The sequence below is a fragment of the Actinomadura chibensis NBRC 106107 genome (assembly GCF_001552135.1).
Taxonomy (GTDB): Bacteria; Actinomycetota; Actinomycetes; order Streptosporangiales; family Streptosporangiaceae; genus Spirillospora; species Spirillospora chibensis.
Genome location: NZ_BCQP01000017.1, coordinates 451149 through 466108 on the forward strand (window position 1 = coordinate 451149; position 14960 = coordinate 466108).

The window sequence follows — 14960 nt, forward strand, 5'->3', positions numbered from 1 at the left end:
GCCGTCCAGGGACCTCATGGCCTGCTCGTCAGGTATTCGAGGAGCAGCAGCGAGAGGCCGGCGGCGGCCAGGCCGAGGGGAGCGCGACCAGCCACGCGGCGGCGGTGAGGGTGCCGAACCCGGCGACGGAGAGGGAGAAGGTGCGCAGGCCCGCCTACGTGGGGGCCGCGCAGCGAAGCGGCCGAGGTGCGCCAACAGGGGTGCGCTGCCGCTTGGGTTTGGCGACGGCACGCTGCGCGCGGTGCGCGCCGGTCAGAGTGCTGAACATCGCCACGCCACGGATGATACATCGCGACACTTGCTGTCTCAATGTCACAGCATGGGCAGGCTCAAGACACGTTGATACGCAGGTGCAGCGTCTACGGCCAGCGGACGCGGGGCGGGCGCCCAGGTCGGCCTTGGCGACCATGTACCGGGCGGCGTCCATCCCGTCGTCCTGCTCCTTGACGAGCTCCTCCTTGACCGCGCCGCCGGGCTTGACGGCCCACACGTAGCCGCCGATCTCCTCGACCGTGCAGGCGGGCTTGGCCGCCTCGACGAGGGCGGGGTCGCGCTCGACCACCGAGTCGCGCAGGATCACCAGGCGGGGGCGGCCGTCGCCGGGGATCCTGAGCCGCGCCTGGAACGCCTGGATGCCCTCGGACACCCGCTTGTTCGCCGGGACGGTGGAGATCCCGAGGTGCTTGTCGAGCGTCGCGCGGCCTTCGGCGTCGATGGTCGCAGATCACCGCGCGGGGCCGCGGCTCGGTCCAGCGGCGGCGGCCGTGCGCGACGGCATCGCGCAACTCCTCGCCCTCGACCTGCTCGACGCCGGGGACGGGCTCCGTGACGAGGGTGAGGATCTGCCGAGCGTGGTCCTCGACGAGGCGGCCGGTGTGGAAGATCTCCCGGTACAGGTACAGGCGGCTGTCACCGTCCTGCGCCCAGCACTGCAGAACGAACGGGTGCACGAACCCGAAGTCGACCGTCCACCACCGGGGTCTAGTCGTCGGGGATGGGGAACCGGTCGACGAGGTGGACGGCGTCGTCGATCCCGTCGTAGATGATCCCTTCGGCGGCCGCCCAGATTCAAGTCGCGGAGGCGGAGGCGGCGCACGCCGGTGAGCGCGCCGAGCTTGGCGAGGTAGGCGGCGCCCTCGACGGTCGGGTGCCGTCGGCGTTCATGTACCGGGGGTTGTCGACGTGCCGGGAGACGAGCCGCCACATCGCGCCGGACGCCGTGCGCTGGTTCAGCCAGTGCGTCCGGTAGGCGGGGGTTGCACGCGGCGATGACCTGCTGCCAGGGCAGCACACCGTTACGGAGCCGCGTGGTGATCGCTTCGAGGTCGTCGACGGTCAGGTCTGTCGCCTCATCGCAGAAGGCGAGGTCGTACTCCGACGACATGATCTTCGTCGGCTGGTCCATCCCGCCGACCACGATCCGCGACCCGTTGCGGTACTTGTACGAGGCGGGCTCGCGCTGGCTCCCGCCGTACCAGCGCACGACGCCCTTGGCCAGCGCGGCGGCTGCGACCTTCTCGTCGAACGTCCGCAGTGTCGTCGAGCTGAGCGAGACCGCCATCTTCCGCACGATCAGCGACTTGATGCCGGGGTGCTTCAGCGCGGCGAGGTGGAGCCGGTACAGCGCGGCGAGGGACTTGCCCGTCTCGGCCGGGCCGTCGAGCAGCACCTCGTCTTCGCGGGCGGCGAACAGCTCGCGCGCAGCGCCGCGCGGCTCGTACCGGACGACCGTCGTCCCGCTCACGGCGTACCACGCCCAAGCACCGCCGCAGGCAAGTTCCGCTGCCAGAGGAAACCATCTGTACTGGAGAACCGGACCTTTAGAATAGATCCCAAGATCTCAAGAAGATTGGAAGTTTTGCAATGGAAAGACTGAAGATCCACAACCTGGGCTTTGAGACCGAGCACAACGGACGCAAGGTCACTCGGCGTCGACTCCAGGTCACCCTGAACTTTGATCTGACCGGCCGCGGCACGATCAGCGAACAGCGATTGGAACTGTTCGCCAAGAATTTGATCTTGACGGCCGAGACGAGCGCGAAGGTGGCCGAACTCGGGAATCCGCCAGTAGAGGGTCGCATCGAATGGGTTTACGGCCCCGGCTACGTCGTGGAGATCAGCCAGGGCGAGCACGACTGACATTGATCCAACCATGAGGCCCGGCCGGGGAGAGAGTTCCTGGCCGGGCCTCACAGGTCCTCCGCCGACACTCCGAGGACCTCGTCTTGCAGCTTGGCGCCCACATCAACCTTCTGCGCCGCGTCCAGGCCGAGTAGCCGGGCGCGCCGCTCCTGAGCACCGCGTCCCCGCGCGCCGTCCGGCTCGGTCGGCCGATCGTCCATGGCGGCCTCCTGCTGATCTCCAGTGTGCCGTCCCGGCGCGGGCTGGCGCCGGGGCAGCGGCGGTTGCATTCCGCCGTCCTTCACGTCCGCGCCGTCGCGAACGGGCCCTAGCCGCGGCTTGACGAAGGCCGCGCGGATGATCGCCTGCTGCTCCGGGCTGAGCGGCGGGGCCTGCTCGACCAGGCGGCGGTACTCCAGCGCGGCGGGCGGGAACTGCGTCCGGTGGCGGGGCTTGGTCATTACTCTCCCCCGTCGCTCTGGCCGGACTTGCACCTTCGGGCCTTCACGGACAGGTAGGCCATGCAGGCGTAGTGGGCGGTGCGCGCGTTCTCCGCGGCCGTCGCGCGGGTCGCCTCGTCCATCTCACCGTCCGGGGTCGACTCTCTTCACCCAGTAGGAGAGCCGTGCGGGGGAGGCGTCGGTGCCGGGCTTGGTCCGGGCCGCGCGGTCCTTCGTCTTCGCCCAGGACGCGTGCACGGCTCGTCCGCGTCGGAAAGCAAAACGTCCTCAAGCTGCCGAAGGGCGGGAGGACGCAAACGGCGCAGCTGTTCCCCGGCGTCGCGCGGACCGTCCAGGCGCACATGGAGGCGCACTCACCGGTGACCGCCACGTTGCCGTGGATGAACGAGGACGCGACCCTCGCCGATGAGCCGGTCACGCTCGACCTGCTGTTCGTGTGGCGCGGCGAACTGCTCGTCCCCCCGCTGCCGGAGGGCACCGAACCCGGCGGCACCGCGGACGGCAGTCGAGCGCGGAGGGGCAGAACCTTCAGACGTCCACTTACAACGCGCTCGCCTGGAAGCCTGCGCTCGCGCGAGCCGGAGTCATCTCACCGCTCACGAAGAACGCGCGGGGCGTGCTGGCGTACGCGGAGTCTCGCGAGGACGGCATGCACGCGCTACGGCACTGGTTCGCGACGGTGCTCGGCGAGACGGCGACGCAATACCTGGAGGACCTCGCCGACGAGCTCGCGCCGCGCGGCTGGCGGTTCATGCGGTTCTACCGGCGGGACGAATTCCCGGTGCCCGTCCCCTTGCTGTGGGTCTACGCGAGAGCGACGAAGGACATCGGAATGGTCGTCAACGTCCTCGCCGTCCCCGGCGGCGGGTGGGCTTACCACGAAGCCACCTGGGGACGGCACGGCTACCTGTGCTCCTGCGGGGACGCCCAGGCCGCCGCGGCGCAGATCGACCGCGCTCTCAAGCATCGGCTTTTCCCGTCGACCTTCTGAGGTCAGTCGCGGGCGCGGGACTCGATTCCGAACGTCAATTCGGCGTTCTGCTCGTCCAGGTTCCACCGGCCTTCGCCGTACGCCTGGTTGCTGATCCAGAACACCATGGTGCGCTGGTCGGGGAACCGGGCGAACTCGCCGAACGACCAGTCGTTCCCGCCGTCGTGCTCGACGAGCCACCGGGCACCGGCGTGGACGACGCCCCAGCCGTAGCCGTAATACGCCTTGAGGCCGTCGCGTTCTCCGACGTAGACATGCGGCTTGAACATCCTGCGTTTGGCGTCGTCCGAAAGCACTGCGGTGCCTTCCAGGGCGCGATGCCAGCGGAACATGTCGCGCGGTGTCGACAGCACGCCGCCATTGCCACGCAGATACCAATGGGGCCCGTCAGAGGCCCACGGGTGCTCGTTCGGACGCCCCTGTGAACGCCCGCGCTCGTCGTACTCGACCGCGATGTCGTCGCGCTTCCAGTGCGGCAGGACGTAGCCGGTCTGCGTCATCCCGGCGGGCGCGAACAGGTTGGCAAACAGATAGCGCTCGTAGCCGACGCCCGAGACCTTCTCCACGATCGCCGCCAGGACGCTGTATCCCAGGTTGGAATAATGGAATTCCGCGCCCGGCGCCGACTGGAGCTTCGACCGCAGCGCCACCTTCAGCATTCCGTCGCGGGAGATCGGCTCGTAGTCGTCGCCGCCCTGCTCGTCGTCCAGCCCGGACGTATGTGTCAGCAGGTGGTGCAGCGTGATTCCCCGCTTGTCGGCGGGGACGGGCCCGAGGTATTCGGAGATCGGGTCGGTGACCCGCAACATGCCCTGCGTCTCCAGTTTCATGATGGCGGCGGCGGTGAACTGCTTGGTCATCGACATGATGTCGTAGACGGTGTCGCACCGCGCCGGGATTCGCCGCTCGCGGTCCGCGAAGCCGAAGCCCCGGCAGTGCACGAGCCTGCCGTCATGGGCGGCGGCGACCGTCCCGCCAGGGCCGGTCGGGATCTTCGTCCGCAGAAATTCCTGAATGGACGCGTCCACGGGTTCAGCCGGACGTTCGTGCGCCTGAAGCGCCGCCTTCTTGTGCTCGCCGGACCCGCTGAACGCCCCCGCCACCGCGAGCAGAACGGCGACCATTCCGATTCCCCACACATAATGGCTCCGCCTCATCCCCGGAACGCTACGGAGACGATCCGCGGACGTCGTCCCTCCAGCAGGTGAATCGCGCGCCCCTCGCGCCGGGGACGCCGCTCACTCGTCCGGGCGGGCCACGACCGCGTCGGCGGGCAGGTCGTCGAGCGGAGACAGGTCGCCGTCCAAAATGTCGGCGCGGATGCGCACTTCCCGCAGGGCCGGGAGTTCACGGAGCGGCCGGAGCGAGACGATATCCCCCGTGTACGCCAACGTGATCGTCTCAAGCCCTTTTATTCCGGTGAGCACGGAAAGGTCGAGGCGCGTCCGCACCTTCGGCCGGTAGCCCGGCATGAGGCGCAGCATCCGGAATCCGGAAGGGCACATTGTGGTCGTCCATCATGGCGCTGGCGGGCTTTCAGCCGATCTCAACGTCACGCCGCCTTGGCGGCCGGTACCGGCTTCGACGGAGCGGAGCGGGCGTCCCATGCGCAGCGGTTGCCGTCTGCCGGTCCCCGTCACCAGTTCCTCCACGCCAGCGGGCGGCCTCGACGGCCGGGAGCGGACGCCGGCGGTGCGCCCCGCGGGGTCAGGGCGCACGCCGACCTCGGACGTCCACGACGATGCGTCCGGCATTGCGGATGATCAAGACCTGGAACGGTCGCCGGGCGCGTCCGGAACGCGGAACCGCAGGCCACCGGCAAGATCAAGTCCGTTGCCGGACACCATGGCAACCAATCGACCGGGAAAGGCGTCCGCGCGCCCGCAATTTAAATGCCTAGGCTTCGAACAAATATGCGAGCCCAAAATGACGGAATCGGTCAGGTTCGACGTTGTCGCGGGCGCGGTCAAATGTGATGATCATGGCGACCTGGATCGCGACATTTCCTGGATGGACTTGATGCGCCCGGCACGCCGAATCGCACCGAAACGACACCGACACCTCCGTCCCGGCGCGGCCGTCCTGGCCGCCGCGCTCGCCGGGGCCCTGCTCCCCGCCGCCCCGGCGGCGGCCGACACCGCGCCGCCGCCCGGACAGCCCGCGACCATCACCGCCGACCCGCTGCCGACCTGGCAGACCGACGGCGTGGTCTGGTCGATCGCCGTCGTCGGCGGCACCGCCTACGTCGGCGGGAACTTCGACCACATCCGCCCGCCCGGGGCCGCGCCCGGCGACGCGCGGGAGCAGGCGCGGCACAACCTCGCCGCCTTCGACGTCGCGACCGGCGAGCCGCTGCCGTGGGCGCCGAACGTCGAGGGCACCCCGTTCACCAGCACGACCCCGCAGCACGACTGCGACGACCTCGGCGGCGGCCGCTGGCTCTGCGACGCGGTCTGGGAGCTCAGGCCCGCGCCGGACGGCTCCCGGCTCTACGTCGGCGGCGACTTCACCAAGATCGACGGCCTGCGGCGCGGGAAGATCGCCTCTTTCGACCTGCCGAGCGGCGCGCTGAACGGCTTCCAGCACGAGGTCAACAGCCGGGTGCAGGCCCTCACCGTCAGCTCGGCGACCGTCTACGCGGGCGGCTTCTTCACCAGCGTGGACGGCACGCCCCGCCAGCGCCTCGCCGCCTTCGCCGCCGCGGGCGGCGCGCTGACCGCGTGGGCGCCCACCGCCGACCGCGGCGTGCACGCCATGATCCTCTCGCCGGACGGCAGCCGCGTCGTCATCGGCGGCGACTTCAACCGGATCAACGGGAATCCGCCGCACGGGCTCGGGGCCGTCCTCGCCTCCACCGGGGCGAGCGTCCCGTGGGCGACGGGCGTCGACTACATCTCCGACACGCGCCGCTCCTGGGTGACCGACCTGGTCACGGACGGCGATGCGATCTACGCGTCGGCGAACGGCGAGAGCACCTTCGACGGACGGCTCGCCCTCAACCCCGACGACGGCACGACCCGCTGGATCGACAACTGCCAGGGCGCGACGCAGGCCGTCACCGTCCTCGACGGACTCCTCTACAGCGGCTCGCACGCCCACAACTGCGCCACCCAGCCGAACGGGTTCCCCGAACTCACGCCCGGCCTGCCCTACCAGCGGCTCCTCGCCGAGCCGACCCACCCGGCGGCGGAGTACGACACCCCGCCGATCCTGTACTGGTTCCCCAACACCAACGGCGGCCCGACCACCGAGAGCCAGGGCCCGCGCGCGCTGGACAACGACGGCCGCTACCTGTGGGTCGGCGGCGACTTCACCACCGTCAACGGGGCGCCGCAGCAGGGGCTGACCCGGTTCGGCTCCCTCGCCGTCACCCGCGACGCCGACCCGGCCGAGCTCATCCGCAAACCCGTCGCCGTCAAGCCCGACGGGACGACCGGTCAGCTCACCGTCACCTGGACGGAGACCTGGGACCGCGACAACCAGAAGCTCGTCTACGAACTGATCCGCGACGACAACACCGTCATCGACACCCTGGAATCAACGTCCGTCTTCTGGGATTTGAAGACCCACACCTTCACCGACACCGGTCTGGCGCCGGGCAGCACGCACACCTATTCCGTGCGGGCGATCGACCCGTTCAACAACCGCGTGCGCTCGTCCAGGAGCGTCCCCGTCCAGGCGGGCTGACGTCACGCCGGGACGGACGAGGGGCCGCGGGCCAGGATCGCGGCCAGCAGGAGGACGAGCAGGAGCGCGATCACGACCAGGCTTCCCACCACCCCCACGGTGGGCGCCGCGAAGGTCGTGAGCAGGGCGAGGACGGCCGTCCCGGCGATCAGTTCGGGACGGACCGCCCGCCGCCCCAGCGGCGCGTGCAGGACGGCGAGCATCACGAGCACCACGGCGAGCGGCGTCGCGACCGCCGCGACCACGGTCCGCTCGCCCGCCTCGCCCTGCGGCCCCGCCGACACGACCGCGACCTCCAGGCCCGCGCCGAGCGCGGCCAGCGCGGCGAAGACGACGTAATGGCCGTAGCCCCAGACGAACGACCAGTCGCGGTGCTCGGCGAGCAGTTCGCCCGCGGGCTCGGAGAAGTAGATCCACCAGAGCGTGAACAGGATGGCGAGGCCCGACAACGCGATGGTGACGAGTTCGCCGCTCAGGCCGTGCTCGACCGCGTCCTGGACGGCGTTCGTCGCGGCCAGCACGCTCTCCCCCAGCAGGATGATCGTGAACAGGCCGTACCGCTCGGCGATGTGGTGCGGGTGCCAGGTCGTCATGCCGGGCCGCTCCGCGATCAGCGGGACGGACACGTCCATCAGCGCCAGCACGAAGAACAGCCACGTCGGGCCGTCGCCGGGCAGCGCCAGCCGGGACACCCAGAACACCTGGACGATCGACACGCCGACCGCGTAGCGCAGCGCGGTGCGGCGGCCGTCCGGATGCTCGATCGCCGCGCGCAGCCACATGCCGACCAGGCCGACGCGCATCACGAGGTAGCCGATCGTGACCATGGCGAAGTCGCCGCCGAACGCGTCCGGCACCCCGGCCGCGAGGAGCAGCACGCCCGCCATCTGCACGAACGTCATGACCCTGTACAGGACGTCGTCGGTCTCGTAGGCGGACGCGAACCACGTGAAGTTCATCCACGCCCACCAGATCGCGAAGAACACCATGAGGAACGGCTGCACCCCGTCCGCGGCGTGCCCCTCCTCGACGGCGTGCGCGAGGCGTCCGGCCACCTGCGAGACGGCGGCGACGAACGTCAGGTCGAAGAGCAGTTCCAGGGGGCTGGAGACGCGGTGGGGCTCGTCGAGGTCGCGCGCGACCATCCGGCTGCGGAACGGCTGCATGCGTTCACCCTACGGACGCGGCGCACGCTCAGAGGAAGGCGGGGCCGCGGCGCAGGAGCGCCTCGTCCAGCAGGTGCTGGACGTTCTCCCGGACGTGGTCGGTGATGTCGAAGAGCGTCATCGGGTCGTCGGCGGTGTCGGCGTCGTACTCGTCCAGCGTCATCGGCTCGCCGAACTTGATCAGCCACTTGGACGGCAGCGGCACCAGCCCGGCCGGTCCGAGCAGCGGGAACGTCGGCGTGATCGGGAAGTACGGGAGCCCGAGCAGGCGGGCCAGCGGGGGCAGGTCGGCGATCTTCGGGTAGATCTCCTCCGCGCCGACGATCGCGCACGGCACGATCGGGACGCCCGCGCGCAGCGCGGTGCCGACGAACCCGCCGCGCCCGAACCGCTGGAGCCGGTACCGCTCGGCGAACGGCTTGCCGACGCCCTTGAAGCCCTCCGGGAACACGCCGACCAGCTCGCCCTTGGCGAGCAGGCGCGCGGCGTCGGCCCGGCACGCGAGCGTGTGCCCCGCCTTGCGGGCCAGGTGCCCGAGCAGCGGGATCTGGTAGACGAGGTCGGCGCCCAGCAGCCGGACCTGCCGGTCGGCGTGGTCGTGCAGCGCGACCGACAGCATCAGCGCGTCGATCGGGATGGTGCCGGAGTGGTTCGCGACGAGGAGCGCGCCGCCGTCCGGGACGTTGTCCACCCCGTCGAGGTCGACGCGGAACCAGTGCTCGTAGAGGGCGCGGGCGAGCGGCAGCAGGACGGTCGAGTTGAACTCGGGGTCGAAGCCGAACTCGTCCACGCTGTACTCGCCGGACAGCCGGCGGCGCAGGAAGGCCAGGCCGGACGCGATGCCGCGTTCCAACGACCCTCGCCCGGCCGCCGGGTCGGACGTGTCGTCCTGCCCACCACCGTCGCCGTCGCGGACGGAGGCCAGCCGGATGACCCGCGCACCCGCCTCCGCGTCCTCCGGACCGTCCGGGTCGTGCTCGTGGCGGGCGTTCATCATCGTCGTCGCCTTCCGTCAGCCGCGTCCGAGCAGCGTGGTCAGCGGGCCGTGGCCGAACCCCTGGGCCGCGGCGAAGTCGGCGAACGCGGCCTCGGAGCTGTACTTCGGACGCCAGGACAGCTCGTCCTCCAGCGCCGCGACGTCGATGACGCGGCCGTAGGTCAGCCAGCGCAGCAGCTCTGGCGAGAAGCCGGTCAGGCCCGCGAAGCGCCGTCCCATGTCGCCGAGCACCGACAGGGACGGTGCCGGGACCGGCAGGTACGGCCGCCCCGCGCGGCGCAGCGCCTGCGACAGCAGCAGGACGCCCTCGCCAGCGACGTTGAAGCAGCCGGGATGGTCTTCGACGGTCATCCGGCGCAGCACCTCGACGCCGTCGTCCGCGTGGACGAACTGGAGCCGCGGGTCGAAGCCGAGCACGGTCGGCACGACCGGCAGGTGCAGGTAGCGGGTCAGCGGCGAGTCGACGCCGGGGCCGAGGAAGTTCGCGAACCGCAGCACGGACACCGTGAGGTCGGAGCGGCGCCGCGTCAGCCCGCGGACGTAGCCCTCCACCTCGACCGCGTCCTTCGCGTACCCGGACTTCGGCGGCTCGACGGGCTCGTCCCACTCGCCGAAGACGGCAGGGTCCATCGGGGACGACCCGTACACGGCGGCCGAGGAGCGCACGACCAGCTTGCGCATGTCGGGCGAGCGCTGGCACGCGGCGAGGAGCTGCATCGTCCCGATGACGTTGAGCTCCTTCGCCTTCGCCCGCGACGCGGACGAGGACGTGACGAGGTTGAGGTGCACCACCGTGTCCACCCCGGCGGACTCGATGATCTTCGCGATGCCGGGGGTGCGGATGTCGACGCGGACGAACTCGGTGCGGCCTAGCGGCGCGTCCGGCGGGACGGTGTCGACGCCAATGACGCGCTCGATCCCCGGGTCCGCCTGGAGGGTGTTCGCGACCCGCGCCCCCAGGAAACGGGAGACGCCCGTGACGAGGGCGACACGGGCCGCGGCGGCGGGCATGGAGGTCATCGTGCGCCCCACCCCCCTGAGCGAATGGCCGGCGTGGTTACTTCTTGTTCCGGCGCTGGATGCGCGTCTTCTTCAGAAGCTTGCGGTGCTTCTTCTTGGCCATCCTCTTGCGACGCTTCTTGATGACAGAGCCCACGGGACCTCGCTCGGCGTATCGGGTGATGTGCAGGAGGCGGGCGTGCCGCAGGCGAGCTTCACTCGATACGCGCACACGGTCCGCCGCCCAAGGGTACCGCTGTGCCGGACGAGTGCACGCCTCGGCCCCATCGCACGCCTTGCCCCGATCACGCGTTTCGGTCCCGTCGCGCGCCTCGCGTGCCCGAATCCACCGCGCGCGTCCCCGTTCAGGCGGACGCGTACGGACCGACGCGTACCGGCGGCCATGTACGGGCGCCGGCACCGCGTGTCGCGCGGTGCCGGGCACCGTTCCGCGCGGGCCGAGGCCCCCCGCCCCTTTCGGGGGGCGCGCCTCGCCCGCCCGGTGTCCGGACCGTCGTCGCGGTCCTCGTCCCTGTTCCCCAGCTTCGAGACGATCACGGGGATCGTCCCGACGCCCCCTGCGCGGCCGGGTATGGAGTTCGCGGCGGGGCCCTGGCTCATGCCCCGCCCCTACCCGTTATCCGGCTTCGATGTACGCGTCGCGCAGGTAGTCGTGTACGGCCTGCTCGGGAACCCGGAACGAACGTCCCACGCGGATCGCGGGAAGCTCGCCCGAGTGGACGAGACGGTAGACGGTCATCTTGGACACCCGCATCACCGCCGCCACTTCGGCGACGGTCAGGAACCTGACCTCGCTCAGAGGTCGCTCGCCTGAGGTCATCGGACGCCCTCTTCCACACGTGCCGCGCACCGGCCCTTCGGGTGACTTTGATCACGCACGTGTACTTCTCCAGCGTAAATCGCGTATCGGCTGTCGCAAGAGGGGAGTTCCGCACATTTCCGTATCCGGACCTGACCCGAAGGACACAGTCCTGAATCCACACGGAGGGTGGACCTGACGGCACAATGTGTGGTCCGACGAACGGTTGTCAACCGATACCCCGCGCTGACCTGCGGTTCCGGTGTCACCGGCAGCACCGCGCGATCCCATGCGTCCCGTAACCCGCGTACTGTCACACGGAGTGACAGGAACGGGCCGCCGAGCCGTCCCGCCGCACGCGCGGCGGCCCTGCTCAGCCGTCCTGGCGCAGGCCCGCGCGAGCGAGGATGTACGCGGTCAGCGGCGCGTAGTGGTGCGGAGCCACGCCGTCGTCGAGCGGGACGGCGACGTCGATCTTGCCCTCGGCGGCCCCCGCGAACAGCGCGGGATCGTTACAGTCAGCGAACCCGACGGTGTCGATGCCCGCCTGACCGGCCGCTCCGGCCCAGCCGTGATCGGCGATGGCCAGATCCGGCCAAAAATCAGGTTTAGCTTCCGAAGATCCCGTGGAAGCGCTATCGCTCAGCGCGCGGAGCATGGCCTCCATCGGCTGCGGGTCGTGCGTATGGTGCGTCCGGCCGTGCGTGTCCTCCAGCATCGCGACGCCCGGCTCGGCGTAGACGACGCGGCGCAGGTCGGTGCCGCCGTAGCCGGTTTCGATCTCGTACGTCCAGCCGGCGGCCGGGGTCAGCAGGCGGCAGCCCGCGGCGGCGAGCGCCCGCGCGACGTCCTGGTACAGCGGCGACAGCGTCGCGGGGTGGCCGGTCGCGAGGACGACGCTCTCCCGGCGGCGGGCGGCGAGGCCGATGCGGTCGCCCATCGCCTCCAGCGTGTCGATCGTGATGTCGGGGTCGATGGTGTCGTCGCCGTAGAGGTGCGCGGGGTCGGGGTCGACGCCGCAGCGCTCGACCATCATCTCCAGGACGGTCCGCTCCGTCCACGACGGCTTCAGTTCCAGGCCGAACTGGTAGTAGGGGTGGCCGTCGGCCATCCGCCGGTAGTGCAGCAGGTTGTTCTGGCGCGGCGTCGCCACGTCGCCCGCGATCATCGTGCGGACGAGGTGGGCGCGCAGTTCGTCCCGGGTGGGGGGCTCGGTCACGGGGGTCTCACTCGTCCGTCATCGGGTCTAGGCCGTGCTCGGGGAACACCGCGCGGCGGGTCGCGAGGATCGCCTGGTCGACGGGGCTCGACGGGTCGTAGCCGCCGCCCCACCTCGTGAAGGCGACCACGTCGGTGCCGTCGGTCATGCGGCGCGGGGCCACCTCGCCGGTGCGCCGCTGAACGAACTCGCGCCACCCGCCCGGCGTCTCGGTCGCGGGCGGGACGGGCCCGCCCGCCGCCTCGGCGAGCAGGTGCGTCCACACCCTGGGGACGACCTGGACCAGCTCGTACCCGCCGCCGCCCGTGACGACCCAGCGGCCGTTCGCGGTCTCGTGCGCGAGCGCGTGCAGGAGGGCGTAGGCGGTGCGCTGGCCGTCCACGCTGAGGGTGAGGTGGGCGAGCGGGTCGAGGGCGTGGCCGTCCGCGCCGTGCTGGGTGAGCAGGACGTCCGGCCGGAACCGGCGCAGCAGCGGCGGGACGATCGCGTCGAACGCCCGCAGCCACGGCCGGTCGCCCGTGCCCGGCGGGAGCGAGATGTTGACCGAAGTGCCTTCCGCGCCCGTCTCGTCCGGGAAACCGGTGCCCGGGAACAGGGTGCGGGGAGACTCGTGGAGGCTGATCGTCAGGACGCGGGGGTCGTCGTAGAACGCGGCTTGGACGCCGTCGCCGTGGTGGACGTCGATGTCCACGTACGCGACGCGTTCGGCGCCGTTCTCCAGCAGCCACGCGATCGCGATGGCCGGGTCGTTGTAGACGCAGAACCCGCTGGCGCCGCCGCTGAGCGCGTGGTGCAGGCCGCCGGACACGTTGGCGGCGTGCTCGGCGCGGCCCGTCCAGACCGCCTCGGCGGCGGCCGTCGACGCGCCCGCGACCAGCGCGGACGCCTCGTGCATGCCGGGGAACACGGGGTTGTCGGGGGTGCCGAGCCCGTGCCGCGGGTCGGGCTCGCCGGTCGCGCCCGCGTGCTTGACGGCCGCGATGTAGGGCTCCTCATGGACGAGCCGCAGCAGCTTGTCGCCCGCCGCCTCGAACCCCGAGACCCGCACGTTCGGACGGTCGAGCACGCCCAGCTCCCGGGCCAGCGCCATCGTGAGCTCGACGCGCACCGGGTTCATCGGATGCCCGGCGCCGAAGTCGTAGGCGATGAGCCGGTCGTCCCAGAAGACCTCCAGCCCGCAGCTCTCCGGACGGGACTCCGGGTCGGACGCGTGACTCATGCCCTCACGGTATCGCGGCCGTCCTGTGACCTGGCCCACCCGCATGGGCGCCGCGGCTTGCGAGCGCCGCGGTCCCGTGATGTGGAACACGTTCTGGATTTGGGCATATCTCTGGCACGACGTTAACGACATATGGGGTTGCCGATGGAGCCGTCCGCATCGAGCGAGCCGTCCGCGTTGATCGAGCCGGGCCCGGTCAGCGGGCCGAGCGTGCGCAGCCGCGCGATCGGGGGTGTGCTCCGGCTGGGCGTCCGGCCGTTCGTCCACCGGCTGCCGGGCGGCGCGGGCGGCGTGCGCGCCGCGCGGTCGACGGTCGCCGCCGCGTCGCTGCTGGTCAGGCACCCCGCGCGGGTGCGCGTGCTGCGCCTGAGCGATCCGCAGTTGGAGTGCGGCGGACGTCCGGTGACCGGGGAGTGGGTCGTCGCCCGCGACGCGGGCCCGGCCGTCGGGGCGGTCCTCTACCTGCACGGCGGCGGCTACGTGGCCTTCTCGCCGCGCACGCACCGTCCGATCACGGCGCGGCTCGCGCTGGACACGGGGCTGCCGGTGCTCGTCCCGCGCTACCGGCTGGCGCCCGAGCACCCGTTCCCCGCGCCGCTGGACGACGCCGTCGCCGCCTACCGGTGGCTGCTCGCGCGGGGCGTCCCGGCGGCCGGGATCGTGCTCGCGGGCGACTCGGCGGGCGGGCACCTCGCCGCCGCGCTGACCGGCGAGATCGTCCGGCTCGGGCTGCCCGCCCCGGCCGGGCTCGTGCTGTTCTCGCCGTGGGTCGACCTGACCTGCGAGCTGTCCCTGCGGGCGCAGCGGCTCGCCCGCGACCCCTACATCAGCGCGGCCACGGCGCACCGCGTCGCCCGCCTGGTGGTCGGCCCGGCCGGGTTCGAGGACCCGCGCATCGCCCTGCTGACCTGCGCCTGGACGGACGTGCCGCCCGTCCTCATCCAGGTCGGCGGCGACGAGGTCCTGCGCCCGGAGGCGGAGGCGTTCGCCGCCGCCCTCCGGCACGCCGGGACCGACTGCGACCTCCAGGTCTGGGACGGCCAGATGCACGTCTTCCAGATCCTGAACCGCGTCCTGCCGGAGGCGGCCGCGGCGATGCGGGCGGCGGCGGGGTTCGTCCGGACGGTCACCGCGGCCTCCGTCCGGCGGGAGGCCGCCTGACGGTCAGACCCGGCCCGCGGGCTCGCGTTCGGCGACGTCCGCGCGGTCCCGTCCCGGCCGTCCCGCGAGGGCGAACCCGGCGAGCGCGGCCAGGGCCGCGACGCCCTCCCCGGCGAGGC

Annotated in this window: 17 protein-coding genes; 4 read left to right on the forward strand and 13 right to left on the reverse strand. The window is 71.4% G+C overall.

The window, feature by feature from the left end; all coding sequences use genetic code 11:
* Positions 1-154: 154 nt before the first annotated feature.
* Positions 155-646 carry a hypothetical protein gene (locus ACH01S_RS12605; RefSeq protein ID WP_067889672.1) on the reverse strand — a complete coding sequence of 164 codons (492 nt, stop codon included), beginning with the start codon at positions 644-646 and terminating at the stop codon, positions 155-157.
* 78 nt (positions 647-724) lie between these two features.
* Positions 725-1744: a phage terminase large subunit gene (locus tag ACH01S_RS43440; RefSeq protein ID WP_169809252.1), complete on the reverse strand. Its 1020-nt coding sequence runs from the start codon at positions 1742-1744 to the stop codon at positions 725-727.
* Positions 1745-1863: 119 nt separating this feature from the next.
* Between ACH01S_RS43440 and ACH01S_RS12620 the strand changes: the two genes are divergently transcribed.
* Positions 1864-2139 carry a hypothetical protein gene (locus ACH01S_RS12620; protein ID WP_067889679.1) on the forward strand — a complete coding sequence of 92 codons (276 nt, stop codon included), beginning with the start codon at positions 1864-1866 and terminating at the stop codon, positions 2137-2139.
* Between the two features lie 50 nt (positions 2140-2189).
* Here the strand turns inward: ACH01S_RS12620 and ACH01S_RS12625 are convergent, their stop codons facing one another.
* The gene (locus ACH01S_RS12625; protein WP_067889682.1) at positions 2190-2582 is read right to left on the reverse strand and encodes a hypothetical protein; all 393 of its coding nucleotides are present in this window, start codon (positions 2580-2582) and stop codon (positions 2190-2192) included.
* Positions 2582-2704 carry a hypothetical protein gene (locus ACH01S_RS45865; protein WP_255220183.1) on the reverse strand — a complete coding sequence of 41 codons (123 nt, stop codon included), beginning with the start codon at positions 2702-2704 and terminating at the stop codon, positions 2582-2584. The genes ACH01S_RS12625 and ACH01S_RS45865 overlap by 1 nt, the downstream gene beginning before the upstream one ends.
* Before the next feature lie 494 nt (positions 2705-3198).
* Here ACH01S_RS45865 and ACH01S_RS12630 point away from each other — a divergent pair, with 494 nt between their 5' ends.
* Positions 3199-3573: a hypothetical protein gene (locus ACH01S_RS12630; RefSeq protein ID WP_067889685.1), complete on the forward strand. Its 375-nt coding sequence runs from the start codon at positions 3199-3201 to the stop codon at positions 3571-3573.
* A 2-nt stretch (positions 3574-3575) separates the two neighbouring features.
* Here ACH01S_RS12630 and ACH01S_RS12635 read toward each other — a convergent pair whose 3' ends face one another.
* Both ACH01S_RS12635 and ACH01S_RS12640 read right to left on the reverse strand, forming a co-directional pair.
* On the reverse strand, positions 3576-4730 hold the full coding sequence (locus ACH01S_RS12635) for a serine hydrolase domain-containing protein (RefSeq protein ID WP_083980603.1): 1155 nt from the start codon (positions 4728-4730) through the stop codon (positions 3576-3578).
* 81 nt (positions 4731-4811) lie between these two features.
* Positions 4812-5078, reverse strand: coding sequence for a hypothetical protein (locus ACH01S_RS12640; protein ID WP_148344116.1), 267 nt, complete (start codon positions 5076-5078; stop codon positions 4812-4814).
* Between the two features lie 505 nt (positions 5079-5583).
* On the opposite strand from ACH01S_RS12640, the gene ACH01S_RS12645 reads away from it, so the two are divergent.
* Entirely contained in the window at positions 5584-7260 is a 1677-nt protein-coding gene (locus tag ACH01S_RS12645) for a hypothetical protein (protein ID WP_148344117.1), read from the forward strand.
* A 2-nt stretch (positions 7261-7262) separates the two neighbouring features.
* Here the strand turns inward: ACH01S_RS12645 and ACH01S_RS12650 are convergent, their stop codons facing one another.
* The 7 genes from ACH01S_RS12650 to ACH01S_RS12675 all read right to left on the reverse strand — a co-directional run bounded on the left by ACH01S_RS12650 (position 7263) and on the right by ACH01S_RS12675 (position 13680).
* A complete protein-coding gene (locus ACH01S_RS12650) occupies positions 7263-8426 on the reverse strand; it encodes a low temperature requirement protein A (RefSeq protein WP_067889695.1) in 1164 nt (387 codons plus the stop codon).
* Between the two features lie 28 nt (positions 8427-8454).
* Positions 8455-9423, reverse strand: coding sequence for a lysophospholipid acyltransferase family protein (locus ACH01S_RS12655; RefSeq protein ID WP_148344118.1), 969 nt, complete (start codon positions 9421-9423; stop codon positions 8455-8457).
* Between the two features lie 15 nt (positions 9424-9438).
* Positions 9439-10434, reverse strand: coding sequence for an NAD-dependent epimerase/dehydratase family protein (locus ACH01S_RS12660; protein WP_067889863.1), 996 nt, complete (start codon positions 10432-10434; stop codon positions 9439-9441).
* A 46-nt stretch (positions 10435-10480) separates the two neighbouring features.
* Positions 10481-10579, reverse strand: coding sequence for a 30S ribosomal protein bS22 (locus ACH01S_RS42090; protein ID WP_018654693.1), 99 nt, complete (start codon positions 10577-10579; stop codon positions 10481-10483).
* Positions 10580-11059: 480 nt separating this feature from the next.
* Positions 11060-11263, reverse strand: coding sequence for a helix-turn-helix domain-containing protein (locus ACH01S_RS12665; protein WP_021591693.1), 204 nt, complete (start codon positions 11261-11263; stop codon positions 11060-11062).
* 352 nt (positions 11264-11615) lie between these two features.
* Positions 11616-12461 (reverse strand): phosphatase, encoded by an 846-nt coding sequence (locus tag ACH01S_RS12670; protein WP_255220185.1) that lies wholly within the window; start codon positions 12459-12461, stop codon positions 11616-11618.
* 7 nt (positions 12462-12468) lie between these two features.
* The gene (locus ACH01S_RS12675; protein WP_067889699.1) at positions 12469-13680 is read right to left on the reverse strand and encodes an acetoin utilization protein AcuC; all 1212 of its coding nucleotides are present in this window, start codon (positions 13678-13680) and stop codon (positions 12469-12471) included.
* A 144-nt stretch (positions 13681-13824) separates the two neighbouring features.
* Between ACH01S_RS12675 and ACH01S_RS12680 the strand changes: the two genes are divergently transcribed.
* Complete coding sequence (locus ACH01S_RS12680) at positions 13825-14841, forward strand: alpha/beta hydrolase (protein WP_246236455.1); 1017 nt, start codon at positions 13825-13827, stop codon at positions 14839-14841.
* Positions 14842-14960 lie beyond the last annotated feature (119 nt).

Bases quoted from the DNA above. Each gene is read 5' to 3' on its own strand.
- ACH01S_RS12620 (WP_067889679.1), top strand. From the start codon at position 1,864: ATGGAAAGACTGAAGATCCACAACCTGGGCTTTGAGACCGAGCACAAC.
- ACH01S_RS12625 (WP_067889682.1), bottom strand. From the start codon at position 2,582: ATGACCAAGCCCCGCCACCGGACGCAGTTCCCGCCCGCCGCGCTGGAG.
- ACH01S_RS45865 (WP_255220183.1), bottom strand. From the start codon at position 2,704: ATGGACGAGGCGACCCGCGCGACGGCCGCGGAGAACGCGCGCACCGCC.
- ACH01S_RS12635 (WP_083980603.1), bottom strand. From the start codon at position 4,730: ATGAGGCGGAGCCATTATGTGTGGGGAATCGGAATGGTCGCCGTTCTG.
- ACH01S_RS12640 (WP_148344116.1), bottom strand. From the start codon at position 5,078: ATGTGCCCTTCCGGATTCCGGATGCTGCGCCTCATGCCGGGCTACCGG.
- ACH01S_RS12645 (WP_148344117.1), top strand. From the start codon at position 5,584: ATGGACTTGATGCGCCCGGCACGCCGAATCGCACCGAAACGACACCGA.
- ACH01S_RS12650 (WP_067889695.1), bottom strand. From the start codon at position 8,426: ATGCAGCCGTTCCGCAGCCGGATGGTCGCGCGCGACCTCGACGAGCCC.
- ACH01S_RS12655 (WP_148344118.1), bottom strand. From the start codon at position 9,423: ATGATGAACGCCCGCCACGAGCACGACCCGGACGGTCCGGAGGACGCG.
- ACH01S_RS12660 (WP_067889863.1), bottom strand. From the start codon at position 10,434: ATGCCCGCCGCCGCGGCCCGTGTCGCCCTCGTCACGGGCGTCTCCCGT.
- ACH01S_RS12665 (WP_021591693.1), bottom strand. From the start codon at position 11,263: ATGACCTCAGGCGAGCGACCTCTGAGCGAGGTCAGGTTCCTGACCGTC.
- ACH01S_RS12675 (WP_067889699.1), bottom strand. From the start codon at position 13,680: ATGAGTCACGCGTCCGACCCGGAGTCCCGTCCGGAGAGCTGCGGGCTG.
- ACH01S_RS12680 (WP_246236455.1), top strand. From the start codon at position 13,825: ATGGAGCCGTCCGCATCGAGCGAGCCGTCCGCGTTGATCGAGCCGGGC.